The sequence below is a fragment of the Pontibacter anaerobius genome (assembly GCF_026241195.1).
Taxonomy (GTDB): Bacteria; Bacteroidota; Bacteroidia; order Cytophagales; family Hymenobacteraceae; genus Pontibacter; species Pontibacter anaerobius.
Map to the genome: position 1 here is coordinate 691,274 of NZ_JAPFQO010000001.1, position 14,334 is coordinate 705,607.

9 protein-coding genes are annotated in these 14,334 nt (G+C 49.7%); 3 read left to right on the forward strand and 6 right to left on the reverse strand.

Translation table 11 applies throughout. The features are described 5' to 3' along the window. Nucleotides 1-519: 519 nt before the first annotated feature. Nucleotides 520-2,502: an Ig-like domain-containing protein gene (locus OO017_RS03135; RefSeq protein WP_266050972.1), complete on the forward strand. Its 1,983-nt coding sequence runs from the start codon at nucleotides 520-522 to the stop codon at nucleotides 2,500-2,502. Nucleotides 2,503-2,893: 391 nt separating this feature from the next. On the opposite strand, the gene OO017_RS03140 is transcribed toward OO017_RS03135, so the two are convergent. Further along, the gene (locus OO017_RS03140; RefSeq protein ID WP_266050973.1) at nucleotides 2,894-4,783 is read right to left on the reverse strand and encodes a CocE/NonD family hydrolase; all 1,890 of its coding nucleotides are present in this window, start codon (nucleotides 4,781-4,783) and stop codon (nucleotides 2,894-2,896) included. A gap of 226 nt (nucleotides 4,784-5,009) precedes the next feature. Between OO017_RS03140 and OO017_RS03145 the strand changes: the two genes are divergently transcribed. Beyond that, nucleotides 5,010-5,954 (forward strand): NAD(P)-dependent alcohol dehydrogenase, encoded by a 945-nt coding sequence (locus OO017_RS03145; RefSeq protein WP_266050974.1) that lies wholly within the window; start codon nucleotides 5,010-5,012, stop codon nucleotides 5,952-5,954. 30 nt (nucleotides 5,955-5,984) lie between these two features. On the opposite strand, the gene OO017_RS03150 is transcribed toward OO017_RS03145, so the two are convergent. After that, complete coding sequence (locus OO017_RS03150) at nucleotides 5,985-6,581, reverse strand: DsbA family oxidoreductase (protein WP_266050975.1); 597 nt, start codon at nucleotides 6,579-6,581, stop codon at nucleotides 5,985-5,987. 111 nt (nucleotides 6,582-6,692) lie between these two features. On the opposite strand from OO017_RS03150, the gene OO017_RS03155 reads away from it, so the two are divergent. Then, a complete protein-coding gene (locus OO017_RS03155) occupies nucleotides 6,693-7,880 on the forward strand; it encodes a serine hydrolase domain-containing protein (protein WP_266050976.1) in 1,188 nt (395 codons plus the stop codon). Between the two features lie 78 nt (nucleotides 7,881-7,958). Here OO017_RS03155 and OO017_RS03160 read toward each other — a convergent pair whose 3' ends face one another. From OO017_RS03160 to OO017_RS03175, 4 genes are all read right to left on the reverse strand, one after another. Then, nucleotides 7,959-8,150, reverse strand: coding sequence for a hypothetical protein (locus tag OO017_RS03160; protein ID WP_266050977.1), 192 nt, complete (start codon nucleotides 8,148-8,150; stop codon nucleotides 7,959-7,961). Between the two features lie 36 nt (nucleotides 8,151-8,186). Next, entirely contained in the window at nucleotides 8,187-8,489 is a 303-nt protein-coding gene (locus tag OO017_RS03165; protein WP_266050978.1) for a transposase, read from the reverse strand. Nucleotides 8,490-8,644: 155 nt separating this feature from the next. Beyond that, nucleotides 8,645-11,947 carry an amidohydrolase family protein gene (locus tag OO017_RS03170; RefSeq protein WP_266050979.1) on the reverse strand — a complete coding sequence of 1,101 codons (3,303 nt, stop codon included), beginning with the start codon at nucleotides 11,945-11,947 and terminating at the stop codon, nucleotides 8,645-8,647. Between the two features lie 248 nt (nucleotides 11,948-12,195). Continuing rightward, entirely contained in the window at nucleotides 12,196-14,262 is a 2,067-nt protein-coding gene (locus tag OO017_RS03175; RefSeq protein WP_266050980.1) for a thioredoxin domain-containing protein, read from the reverse strand. Between the last annotated feature and the right edge of the window lie 72 nt (nucleotides 14,263-14,334).

Here is a 14,334-nt window from a genome sequence, read left to right on the forward strand (position 1 = left end):
TTTTACCCGGCTCTTTTGCATTTATTTTAAAATTTTTTGATGCAATTTAACATAGGCTGTTGATTTGTGTAAGTATAGGTATATTTTATATAAAGTATATTGATTTTAGCTTTAAAAGTATGGAATAATTACATTGTTTATTTATGAAGCTTTATTTGGGTTTAGGTAAAATATAGTGCAATTATTGATTTGTATAATTAAAAATTTCCCCTCCTCTATATATATCCTATCACTTTTTTGCTTTATACTTGTCTTGTCTAATAGACTATTTCTGTAAATAATAGGTAAAATTTTTAGGTAGACAGGAGCTACCAGCAGTAGCAAACTGGTGCAACAAAGAAGTGTGGAATCCTAACCCAAGGTTCTCCGGCCAGGTAGCTTCTAAGTATGGTGATATCCTGATTTAAAATAGCACGCCCAAAAGCGTGGGTGGGACCCTATTGCCTTAAATGTACAGATGTATAGTGGGCAGTTAATAACCGAACCAAATACAACCAAAACCCTTTAAACCCCTTTTTTATGAAACGAACCTTTACTCATTCTGCCTGCTTGTTCTGGGCTTTGCTGCTGTTTGCTGTTTTCAGCGGTAGTTCTGCGGTTGCGCAGACAGAGGTTGCTAAAATAGACTTTAGTACTGCATCTGCTTCTCAATTTAGCTTTATAGGGAAAGGTGATAATACCAAAGTATTTAATACTGCAGATGATAATGGAAATATGGCAGCTTATATTGAGGCTGACCCGAATAACAATGCTAAATATGATGGAATAATTAAACTAACAACTCCCATTGTATTTGAAAAAGGATATCTTTATACTATAACCTTAAAAGCAAGGGGAGCTGCAAGAGTTGCGAATGAAACTGCCGCCTCACAAGCCACTATAACCTTCCTTACAAGTTCAGAGGATTTTACTGCACTTCCCGCTATAAGAAATGAGCATGCGAATATATCTGTAACAGCAAATACTTATCCTTCCAATCCTTTTTCAGCGACTTTCAAGGGTAGTATAATGACTTCTGCTTCACAAAGCTTATTTGTAGGTTTTAGGTTGCACGCTCCAACAGCTAACAAATCTTACATGTATGTTGATGATATAATTATCACTAGAACGGCATGTAATGTAAGCTCAATTGCTCTGCCTACAGTTACTATGTCTGCACCAGCATGTAGCCCAAGCGCAGTAACTATGACAGCTTCAGGTGGTCCAAGTAACGGCACTTACCGCTGGTACACATCCTCTACTACCCAAACTATAACGGTAGTAGGTGCAACATATACAACTCCAACACTTGATGTAAATACTAAATACTATGTGTCTGCAGTTACAGCAGAAGGCTGTGAAAGTAACAGAAGAGAAGTAACAGCAGCAGTACTACCTACACCATCGGCGAATATGACAGTTATTGGTCCCGTTTCATACTGTCCTTCAACTACACAGACACGCACAGAACTATCGGTTCCAACAGGAACAGGTTATAGTTACCAGTGGTACAATGGTGACCAAGCTCTTTCCGGAGAAACAAGATTTAACTTTATTCCTGTGGCCACTGGGAACTATAAGGTAATTGTTAAAAATAGCAACAACTGTACTGCAACGTCAAACTCAATTTATATTGAGGTGCAGGAAGAGTTAACCTCAAATGGTTTTATAGACTTAATGAGTCCTAGTGTAGAAAAGAATAAGCAGGTAACTTATCGTGTAACTTCCGATATCCAAGATAGAGGTCATGCTTATGGAATTTCTTGGTTTAGAATTTCAGAAAGTGGAGAGGCTACTGCACTTGGTAGTGGAACCACATTTACTGTCGGCGCGGAAACTTATAATGAGGTAACGTTTACTGCTCCAGAAGATAAATTTACTCTGAGATGCGAAATTACTCCTAGCCAAGGCCTGTGCTATAGACCAGCAACTTTAAGAATTTCTTCCGAAACTTTCACCCCCCTCCCAGTAGAGATCATCTACTTCAACGCGGCCAAGCAGGGCAACAACGTGCTGCTGGAGTGGGCCACAGCCTCTGAGCGAGACAACACGGGCTTCGAGGTGCAGGTGTCGCAGGACGGCTTCAACTTCAGAAAGCTGGACTTCGTGCCGACCAAGAATGGCAACACTGTGCTGAAGCAGGTTTATACTTATAAAGACACTGAAAACGGTAAGTATGGCACCCGCTATTACCGCCTGAAGCAGATAGATATGGATGGTAAATTCGAGTACTTCACTACCAAGGCGGTAAGCTTCGGTGAAGTGAGCAGCTATAGCCTGAAGGCTTTCCCGAACCCGTTTGAGAGCGAGGTGAGCTTGGAACTAAATGCAGACCAAGCCGGTAAACTGAACGTGCAGGTGCTGGATGCCATGGGCAGATCAGTGCTGACAGAGCAGTTCACTGTAAGCAAAGGTCGTTCTACTGAGAAAATAGTTTTATGGCAATCACTGCCAAAAGGTATCTATTTCGTACGCACCGAAATGAATGGCATCGCCAACAATTTCAAGCTTTTGAAGAAATAGAGTAATAGGGTTTAAAGAAAAAGAGCCGGGTATCTTGCCCGGCTTTTTGCATTTATAGAAGTAGGTGAAAATGTTTGTAGGGACATGTCGGGACCCAATGCCTTCAACTTAAGGGTTTTGGTTAATAAGTTGTTGCTGTTTCGGATATGTTTGTCCAGAACATTAGTTGCTGAGGACATCCTTGTACGCGTTTAAGGTTACAGGGACAAGGATGTCCGTTGGCATTGACTTCCAGATTGAGATGTCTGGAAGAGCTTTTTTCTTAAGGTAACGGCATTGGGCGCGACCTGTCCCTACAACGGGTAAATCAGCAACTTATACTTTAAAACAAAATGAGCCCGCTGCATCCGAAATGCTGCGGGCTCATACTTTATACTTCCACAAGTATACTTTACAATACTTTAACTTTTAGGCTAGTGGGGTGCTGCGGCGAGTGGTATACTTTGTGCGTGGCCTTGATGAAGTCATCCTCATCGGCCTCAAAAATGTTGTCCACGTACTTTTGCGGGTTGCGGTCTACGAGCGGGAACCAGGTGCTTTGGATCTGCACCATCACGCGGTGGCCTTTCTTAAATGTATACAGCACGTCCTGCAGCTCCACGTTTACCGGCGTTACCTGGTTTGGCGTAAATGCCTCCGGCTTCTCAAAGCTGTTACGGAAACGGCCGCGGAACACCTCGCTGCGCACCATGGCCTGGTATCCACCCATCTTCTTACCGGGCTGATGAGGGTTGGCCTGCGCCGTGTCGGGATACACGTCAACCAGTTTTACTACCCAGTCGGCATCGGAGCCGGTGGTGGCAACTTTTAGCTGGGCCAGAATCTCGCCTGCCAATGTCAGGTCCTCCGTCAGTACGTCCGTCTGGAAGGTAAGCACGTCGGGGCGGCGACTGGCAAAGCGCTGGTCATCGGTCATATACTCGCGCGTCATGCCGGTGGCAACTGCTTCTGTAAAAGGTACTGGCTTGGCCGGGTCGGAGATGTACTCACTGGCTTCTGCCGCGCCTGCCTTAGGAGCCTCAAAGCTCAGTTTGCCATCTTCGTGGAAGTATAAGGTGCGCTCCTGCGCCTGCTTCGGCGGCCATACTTCAAACTCGCGCCATTTGTTGTTGCCGCCTTCAAACATAATAGCCTCCGGCAGTTTTACCGGCTGCTTAGCATCGTTTTTCAGGTAGTGGTTAAAGAACTTTGCCTCTACCTCCTGCTGGTACCAGGGCGAGTTTTTCTGCCCAAAGTATACATTACCCAGGCTGGTGCCGTCGGTGCGGGCCCAGCCGCCGTGTACCCAAGGGCCCATCACGATCATGTTCGTCAGTTTTGGGTTGTTCTTTTCGATAGTCTGGTAAATCTTCAACGGGCCGTACAGGTCCTCGGCATCGTACCAGCCGCCCACCGTCATCACGGCCGGGCCTTTGATGTTTTTAAGATGTGGCAGCAGGTTGCGGGCTTGCCAGAATTCATCATAGTTCGGGTGTTCCACCATATCGTTCCAGAAGGCCACGTTGCCTTTCAAGTACTTTTCGTTAGCGTTTTTGAGCGGACCCATCCGCATGAAGAACTCATAGCCGTCCGGGGTGCCGTGGTCGAAGCGCGGGTTGCGCTGCGTAGTAGGCTCGGGGCGCGGCAGGCCGAAGCTGGCCAGGAAGTTAAAAGCGTGCGGCAGGAAGAAAGCCCCGTTATGGTGGAAATCATCCCAGAACCAATCGGCAATCGGGGCCTGCGGCGACACAGCTTTCAGGGCAGGGTGATTGCTCATGAGCCCGGCGGCGGCGTAGAAGCCCGGGTAGGAGATGCCCCACTGGCCTACGCGGCCATTGTCGTTATCCAGCTTTTTCACCAGCCAGTCCACGGTGTCGTAGGTGTCGGTGCTCTCGTCCACATCCTTTTTGCCTTTCTTTTTGGCCAAATGCGGCGTCATGTTCACAAACTCACCATCCGACATGTAGGTGCCGCGCACATCCTGGTACACAAAAATATAGCCTTCGCGTAGCAGGGTAGGGCTAGGGCCGAGGCTGGTCTTGTAACCTTCTCCGTAAGGCCCCACCGAGTAAGGCGTGCGGTTCATCAGGATCGGGTATTTCTTGCCTTTCTCCTTTGGCGAGTACACCACCGTAAACAGCTTTTTTCCGTCGCGCATCGGTATCTGGTACTCTGCCTTCTCATAGTTCTGCCGGATATAAAGCGAGTCTTCGTTTACCTGCTGCGCCATACTTTGGAAGGCGCAGAGGCAGAGTGCCAGCAGCAGCATAACTGGCCGGAGCAGCTCTTTTGTTTTGGTCATAGGTTTGGTTTAGAAGTGATGGTTTAAGGTCTAAACCCTGAAGGTAAGCAATCTGTACTTTAAATGGTACGGTTCAGGGCATCAAGTGCAGGAGGAAGTATAAACTTAGGGGTATTTAGTACGATGTGTATGCTTTAGGTGTGTTTTGCTGCTTATACAAGTATAAAATCAACAGCACACGTTCCGGGTCGTACGCACAAGAACTCATATCAACAACACCAGTACTATGAAAGCAATATTTTACGAGAAGTATGGCGACGCCGGTGTGCTGCAGTACGGCGAGCAGCCAAAGCCGGAGCCGGGAGATAACCAACTGCTGGTGCGGGTGCATGCCTCCAGCGTTAACCCAGTAGACTGGAAGATCCGCTCTGGCAAGCTGCTCCCTGTGTCGGGTCTCAGTTTTCCGAAGATTCCAGGACGCGATATAGCCGGAGAGGTAGCAGCGGTGGGAGCTAACGTAACAGCGTTTAATACCGGCGACAAGGTGTATGGCATGACGGACGGGATAGGAGGGGCCAATGCGGAGTTTGCGCTCATCACAGCAGACACCGCCGCGCTGATGCCCTCTAACCTCACCTATGCCCATGCTGCAGCCGTGCCGCTTGCCGCGCTCACAGCCCTGCAGGGAGTGCGGGACAAAGGGGAGCTGGAGCAGGGCGAGAAGGTGCTAGTAAACGGTGCCTCCAGCGGTGTGGGCTCTTTTGCCGTGCAGATTGCCAAAGCACTGGGCGCTGGGGAGGTAACAGGCGTCTGCAGTTCCAACCACATGGAACTGGTGAAAAGTCTGGGGGCAGACCAAGTGATAGACTACACCAGGGAGGATTTCACAGCAGCAAGGGATCGGTACGACCTTATCTTTGATGCGGTGGCCAAAAGCTCATACCTAGAGAGTAAAGGAAGCCTGCGCCACCATGGCCGCTACGTCACCACCGTACCCGATCCAAAGGACATAGTATTTGGCTTCGCGCTTTCCGTGTTCTCAGATAAGAAACTCAAAGCCATGTTTACCCATGATAGGATCCGGGATCTTGAGCTTATCACCTCCTGGATAAAGGCCGGTAAAGTCAAGCCTGTCATCGACAGAGAATATCCCCTGCAAGAGGCAGCCGAAGCACACCGCTACAGTGAGCAGGGGCATGCTGCCGGAAAAATCATACTTTTAGTAGAATAGGATTTGGAACACTATAATGCTCAGGCTCTTTTAGCCGATCTCCTGTTCTATCAGCCGGCGCAGGTCGTCTTGACGCAGCAGGCCCCGCACTATTTTGTTACCGATGATGAAGGTAGGAACAGCCGATATGTCTACTTCCTCATAGGCATGCTTCAACTCTTTTAGGTGAGCTGCCTTATACTTGTTCTTCTCCAGCGCCTCCCGGTACTCCTGCTTATCCAGCCCCACCTCTCCGGCTAATTTCACGAGCACCTCTATGTCGCCAATATCCTGCTCCTCCTGAAAAAAGGCCGTGAACATGCGGTGCGTGTATGCCTCGCCCAAGCCATACTCTTTAGCATACTGGTACCCCTCAAAAGCCTTGTGCGTGTACGGCTGCGGCGAAACTTTTGGCAACACGATCGGCACCTGCAGTTGCTCTCCCATCGGGTAAACCGAGTTTTTCCAGGTGGTTTGGAGGTACTCTTCTTCTGGTTTCAGCGTGGGCGTGGGGTAGGGGCGCAGCTCAAAAGGCATCCACTCTACCTGCACTTTGTCTTCCAGTCCTTTCAGTGCCCGCTCCAGCACCACCTCCCCAAAAAAGCAGTAGGGGCAAACATAGTCGGAGTATACCTGTATCTGTAACATTGATTTTATTTGCTGTTGCATGTTTTCATACAGTTGCGCCACCACTTTTGTTTTCAACGCTAGCAGAGTAAGCAATTTTTTATAGATTGTAGAAGGAAACAACATAGACCTATGCTAAAACATACTTACCTGGCGCTGGTGCTTGCCCTGGGCTTTTCGTCCTGTCAGCCGCAGCCGCAACAAAGCACTACTGCCACTGCAGAAGCGCAGCAAACCCGATCGACTTACTATTACCCTGGCGAAGGAGATGACTGGGAGCGCCGCACCCCCGAAGATCTAGGCATGGACCCTGCTTTGCTGCAGGAGGCTGTGGAGTGGGCCAAGCTGCAGGAGACAACCCAGATCGAGAAAGACTTCTCAACGCAGAAAGAGATATTCGGCGAGCCGCTTGGGCCTTTGCCAGCCAGCAGGGCCAATACCAATGGCATTATACTTAAGGATGGTTACATTGTGGCAGAGTGGGGCGATACCAAAGCCGCGGACCCGACCTATAGTGTTGCCAAAAGCTTTTTATCTACCATTCTCGGCCTTACGCTGGATAAAGGCATGCTCCAAAGTATAAACGACCCTGTGGCAAAGTATGTGCAGGATGGAGGCTACGACTCAGAGCATAACAGAAAAATTGCCTGGGAGCACCACGCCCGCCAGACCAGCGAGTGGCAGGGCGAGATGTGGGGCAAGAAAGATGACTTTATCGGCAAAGAAGCCTTTGGACGTGGAGAGCGCAAGCCACGCGAGATTCAGGAGCCAGGTACTTTCTACGAGTACAACGACACCCGAATTAACCGCTTTGCTTTATCGCTGCTGCGCCTGTGGGAGAAGCCATTGCCGGAGGTGCTGGAAGACGAGATTATGGACCCGATGGATGCCTCCGAAACCTTGCGATGGGTGCCCTACAGAAATTCTACAGTAGAGATAAACGGGAAGCAGATGCCATCGGTAAGCGGCGGTACCCGCTGGGGTGGCGGCCTCTGGATCAGTGCCCGCGACGAAGCCCGTTTCGGCTACCTGTTTCTGCGCCATGGCCGTTGGGAAGATAAACAGCTGATATCTGAAAAATGGGTTAAAGAAGCTACTACATCCCGTGGCCCGGTTGGTCCTGACTATGGTTACTTGTGGTGGCTGAACACCGAAGGCAAAGCCTGGCCTGATGCCCCCACCACCAGCTACGCAGCCTTGGGCGCAGGCCAGAACACCGTTTGGGTAGACCCAGAGCACGACATCGTGATCGTATGGCGCTGGCATGATGGCAAGCAGAATGAGCTGTTTAAGCGCGTGCTGGCGGCGCTGAGGGAGTAGTGGCTGATTGTAGCAACCAAGGCGCGCGCGTCCACGCTCGTGACCGGCTATAGCGGGGCCTCTGGCCCCGTTACTAGTTCAAATCTCAGCTAATATCACCAAACCATCCGGATTAGCACTACTAAAAGTATAGTAAGTAGCCTCAGTCACCAGGCCAGCAACCACAGGATTCTGTTCTATATAGTTTAACTTTTGATCGAACAGCTTTGCATCAGTCAGGTCAATGGGATGATTGTGCTGTTGCCAGAATTTAAACTCTTTGTTATGCATCGTATGCTGCCTGAAAAACCGAAATAAGTATAACAGTCAATCTTTTCTACTTTCAGTTGGATTGCTTTCAATAAGGGAGATAATTCGCTTGGCAGTATAGCTTTTGAAATCACGAAGTATGTCACTTAGATTGCCATTCTCCGCCGAACAAATCATATGCAGATGGCTTGGCATGATGCAATAGTTGTATAATTTAAGTCCTTTATGTTCAATACAGTAGTTTAAGTTTGCAATTACTTCATCAGCATATTCTCTTCTTGTAAATACATCAATCCAGCCTACTACTGTTAGTGTGATAAAGAAGGTGCCTTCAGGGTGTATTTTATACTTTTCAGACATGCAGGTTAGTACGTGGAATTTAGCACAAAGTATAAAAGCAAAAGGGGCCAGAGGCCCCGCTATAGTACGTCACGAGCGTGGACGCTCGCGCCATGTAAAACAAAAACGGCTGCCCCAACAGGAGCAGCCGTTTTATACTTTATGCTAATAATTTCTTAGTGTCGGCAAGTGCAGTGCTCACCGGCGATACCCTCAAAACGGGTGTCGGTGCCTTCGTGCCAATCAAAGGCAGTAGCTGTACGGCTGTTTTCCCACCAGAACTTGCCAGGTTGTTTGTTGTAGTTACCTGTTTCAACCATGGTTGCGGCATCGTACAGGCGGCCGTTCACCATCGTATACTTCACGTGCTCGGTGTTTTGGATGTTCTCCAGCGGGTTCTGGTCCAGTACGATTAAATCAGCTAGTTTGCCAGTTTCCAGGGAGCCGATCTCATTACCCATGCCCAGATACTCAGCACCGTTTAATGTAGCGGCGCGAAGTGCCTCCAGGTTTGTCATGCCGCCTTGCTGCAGCATCCATAGTTCCCAATGTGCACCTAAGCCTTGTAACTGACCGTGAGCGCCTAAGTTTACTTTTACACCGGCATCAGTTAGTTGCTTACAAGCTTCTGATGTCAGGATGTGGCCATGCTTATACTCTTCGTCTGGTACTAAAGTCACGCGGCGTGAACGGCCATCAATGATAGAACGTGGCGTGAATTTAAGCAGGCGTTCTTTATCCCAGGCGTTGGTTTTCTGGTACCAGTAGTACTCACCGGAGTTACCGCCATAGTTCACGATCAGGGTAGGGGTATAGCCAGTTTCAGATGCCTTCCATACTTCTACTACATCTTTGTAAAGCGGTGCAACAGGTATGTTGTGCTCAATGCCTGAGTGGCCATCCAGGATCATGCTCATGTTATGGAAGAACGTAGAACCACCTTCCGGTACCACGGTCATGTCCAGTTCGCGGGCAGCCTGAATGATCTGCTGGCGCTGCTCACGGCGCGGCTGGTTATAGCTCTTCACCGAGAATCCACCAATTGCCTTCAAACGGCGCAGGTGCGAACGGGCATCGTCAATGCCATTTACAACAGCTTTGAAGTTGCCATCGGCACCGTAAAGGATAGTACCTGTAGAGAAAATACGCGGACCAACCATGTTACCGGCCTTCACGGCCTCAGACTGGCTGAACACCATCTCGGTAGTGGAAGACGGGTCGTGGGTAGTGGTTACACCATAAGCCAGGTTAGCATAGTATGACCATTGCTTCTGCGGGCTCATACCTAATCGGAAAGTACCTAAGTGTGCATGCACATCCACTATACCCGGCATAATCGTTTTACCGGCAGCGTCAATTACTTTGGCATCCTTCGGTACGGTTACGTTTTTGCCAACGGCTACAATTCTGTTACCGTCTACTACAATCGTTCCGCCTTCAATTACTTCATCGCCTTTCATGGTAATGATGCGCGCGTTCGTGAATGCCACTTTACCTTCCGGCGTATCTGTATTCAGCACTAGGCCGATCTTAGTACCCGTTGTGTCGATGGCAGGCAGTTTATCCGGAGCGCCTTCTACGAATGTGAAGCGGTCTTTCAGGTCGTTGGAGAAATACTCATCGCCCAGTACCCAGTTTACTTTTTTGCTGTCGCCTGACCAATGCACACTTGTACCGGCATCGCGGGTGAAGCGGGCAACCGGAACTGCCTTTGTCTCTGCGCTTAGTTCCAGACCAGAACCATTGGCTGTGAACGGAGCCACATAGCCATTAAACAACTCTACGAAAGCAATCCACTTGTTATCAGGGCTTGGGTAGAACTGCTCCGTATACTTAGAAGTATAATGCGTCTGCTCTTCTTTCCCTTTCAGGTCTACGCTTTTGAAAGCATACTTATCGCCGGTACGGGCCGTGAAGAAAATGCGGTCAGAAGCAGCATTGAAAAGTGGGGAAGAACCATTTTTCTGTACAAAAGTCGGCTTACCGCCATCAGCACTCATGTAGTATATACCGCGATCATTACCATGCGCATATCCCATGTGATTGTTGCCGCCTTCCTTGTTGTAAACAATAAGCTTCCCGTTTGGCGAGAACACCGGGTTTGAATAGAAACCTTTCTCAGAAGTAAGCTTCGTTGGTTTTGCGTTCTTTTTGCGGATGTCCAGCTTCATAATGTTGCTGTAGCTGTCATCGTTCCAGGTAGCATAAACGATATACTTGCCATCAGGAGAGAACGCAGGGTAGAACTCGAAGTCCTGGCTGTTGGTGATGCGCTCCGGCTTACCGTTCGGCAGTTCTTTCTTGTAGATATGGCCGGCAGCGTTAAATACCAGTAGCTTTCCATCCGGAGAAGTCAAGGCATGGCGAATAGCTTTCGCTTCGAACTGCTTTGGAGATACACCACCGTTCTTGCTGAAATCGTGGCGCACGGCATCAGCAATGTAATGCGTGGCAGTAGCCTCGAAAGGTATGTTGGTTACTTTCTGCGTGGCTACATCTACTTTATTGATCTTGCCATTCGCCCAGTACACGATGCTTTTGTTGTCTGGTGTCCAAGAGAAAGATGGGTATACACCGAAGATAGCCCAGGCTTCCTGCTGGTCTTTGCTCAGGTTGTCTGTGATCGGCCATTGCTCGCCGGTTTTCAGGTCCTGTACGAAAAGCACCGACTTGGTACGCACTCTACGCACAAAAGCAATGTGCTTGCCATCTCTAGAGATGGTTGGGCGCACAGAGCCACCGTTACCAGTCACAATGTTTTCAATCTCACCTGTGTTGCGGTCTACTCTGCGGATCACATAGATCTGGCCGTTCGGGTCTTTGTTGTACTCAAAGGTAGAGCCGCCGCTCATGTCTTCGGAGTAGTATACATACTTTCCGTCCGGTGATACAAATGGCTCACCAGCGTCCTGCTGGTCGTTTTTACGCTTGGTCAGCTGCACGCCAGCACCGCCTGATCTGTGGTACATCCACATCTCACCGGCACCCAACGAGCGGGTGTTGGTAAAGTGCTTGCGCGCGATCAGGTACTGGCCATCCGGCGTCCAGACAGCGTTGTTCAGTAGTCGGAAATTCTCGGTAGTAATTTGCTTGGCATCAGAGCCATCGCGTTTCATGATCCAGATGTTGTCGCCGCCGCCTGCATCCGAAGTGAACGAGATAAACTGGCCATCAGGGCTGAAACGTGGCTGCACTTCGTAAGGTCGACCCGTGCGAAGTAGCTTAGCCTTGCCACCTGTGGCAGGCAGGATGTAGATATCGCCGAGCAGATCGAATACGATCTCTTTGCCATCCGGACTTACGTCCAGGCTCATCCAGGTGCCTTCGTCGGTGGTGAGGGAGACCTCTTTCTGTGGGCCGTGTTCGGCATCAACCTGCCATTTGGTGTCTTCTTTCTTTTTGTCCTGAGCATGTGCCGCGCCGAAAGGGAGAGCAAGCGCCGCAGCCAGTACCACACTCAGATAGGTACGTTTCGTCATCAGTAGATTGGAGATTAGTTGGTTTGAGCCCCTAATTTACACATTTGCCCGCACAGACAAAAGCTCCTTAGACGAAGTAACAACAGATATAGATAAGTAGGGGAGGACACAGGACAAAGCGCCTTTTTGAGTCAATTTCCTGAACCCAAGTTTTACAGATCGGCAGGTTTATACTTTAAAAGGTGGGCAGCCAGAGCTTAAAGTATGCGCTGGCTGCCCCCAAAGTATGAAATCAGTGAAAGCAAAGCCTACAACGAAGGAAACTTAGGCTGTTGCTCCGCACCCTTCAGTTGTTTCAGCGCCTCGGCGGCAGTATGTACCGGCATCTGACATGTTTTGTTATAGCACACATACACGGTGGTTTTGCCATTGATCGCCACTCTATCCTCCAGTAGCGGAATTTTCGTGCCTGTTGCATCTGTGGCACCGAGCAAGATGGTGTTTGGGATAAAAAAGGAGGTGAGCTCGGCACGCATCTCCGGTGCCTCCGGACCTACGATGGCGATCTCGGCCGTAGGCGTAAGCTTGTGGAAGTATAAAGACGCCCAATTACCCAGGTGCGACGGCTCCTTCAGCAGCAGGTCTTTTACCCGCGCCAGCATCTCGTCAGAAAGGGAGGAGTATCGTTCGTCATCAAAGTATAAACCTAGGAAGTGCAGGTTGGTGGCCATCACAGAGTTGGAGGAGGGGATGACGTTGTCGAAGATTTCCTTTTTACGGGCAATGAGCTGCTCTGCATTTTTATCGGTGAAGAAGAATAGGCTCTCTTTTTCGTCAAAGAAGTTCTCCAAAGTATAATCCGTTAACCGTTTCGCCTCCAGCAGCCACTGCTCATCAAACGTTACCTCGTACAGGCGTATCAGCGCACGGACCAGTAGGGCATAATCGTCCAGGAAGCCATCTATGGTAGTGTTGCCTTCTTTATAGTTATGATAGAGTTTGTCCTCTTTTTTCAGGTGTTTAAGTAGAAACTGGGCGTTCTTCAGGGCCAGCTCCAGAAAATGCTTGTTGCCGAAAGTATAATAGGCATCGGCAAGGCCTTTCAGCATCAGTGCGTTCCAGGAGGTCAGGATCTTGTCATCCAGCCCCGGGCGAATGCGGTTGGCGCGTACTTCCATCAGCTTCTGTTTCCAGGTCTGCACCATCTCCTCTAGCACGTCCATCTCCAGCTCGTTCTCACTGGCAAACTTTTCGTCAGAGATGCGGCGGTGCAGGATGTTTCGGCCATGCTCAAAGTTGCCGGAGGCGGTGGCGTGGTAATACTTGGAGAAAATCGGTTCCTCAGCGCCTAAGATATCATGCAGCTCATCCTTCGTGAAAGTATAAAAACGGCCTTCCTCGCCCTCACTGTCAGCGTCCAGGGAAGAGTAAAAACCACCTTCCTGGCTCATGAGCTCCCGCTCCACAAAAGCGATTGTCTCATACACCACATCATGGTACAGCGATTCGTGCGTAGCCTGGTAAGCTTCGGCGTAAAGGCTCACGAGCTGGCCGTTGTCGTAGAGCATCTTCTCGAAGTGCGGCACCAGCCACTCGGCATCCACGGAGTAACGGGCAAAGCCACCGCCAATCTGGTCGTATATACCGCCGTAGGCCATTTCCCGGAGTGTCAGGTGCAGGTGGTTCAGGATGGTCTGGTCGCTGGTGTGGTGGTGGTAGCGTAGCAGGAAGAGGTAGTTGGCGGGCATCGGGAACTTTGGAGCTCCTCCCAAACCGCCCGTTCTTTTGTCGAACTGCGTGCTTAGGTTGTGGCCGATCAGCTTAAAGTCCTCCTCGCGCACATGGTAGTTCTGCTGCTCCAGGCCATACTTCTCCAACTCGTTGCGGTTTAGGTGCCGCACAAACTGCTCCGCCGATTCATTTAACTCATCCCGGTTCTTTTTATACGCTTCAGCGATGTTAGTAAGCAGGGTCTTCCACTGCTTTGGCGGAAAGTAGGTGCCGCCGTAAAACGGCTTGGCCTCGGAGTTGAGGAACACGTTCAGCGGCCATCCACCCTGCAAACCCATGGCATGAAGGGCATCCATGTATACAGCATCCACATCAGGGCGCTCCTCGCGGTCCACTTTTATACATACAAAGTGTTTGTTCATTACCTCGGCTATGCCTTTTTGCTCAAACGACTGATGCTCCATTACGTGGCACCAGTGGCAGGCGGCGTAGCCAATGCTCACAAGTATGGGTTTGCCTTCCTGCTTCGCTTTCTGTAGTGCTTCCTCGCCCCAGGGGTACCAGTCCACCGGGTTATAAGCGTGCTGCAGCAGGTAAGGGCTGCTTTCCTGTAGAAGTCGGTTGGGTTTCTTGTCTCCTGCCATAGCTCTAAACGGTTAGCGAAAAGACCCAGCAGTTCTATACTTCATCCAGCAAAGTATAGATCATACTTTAAG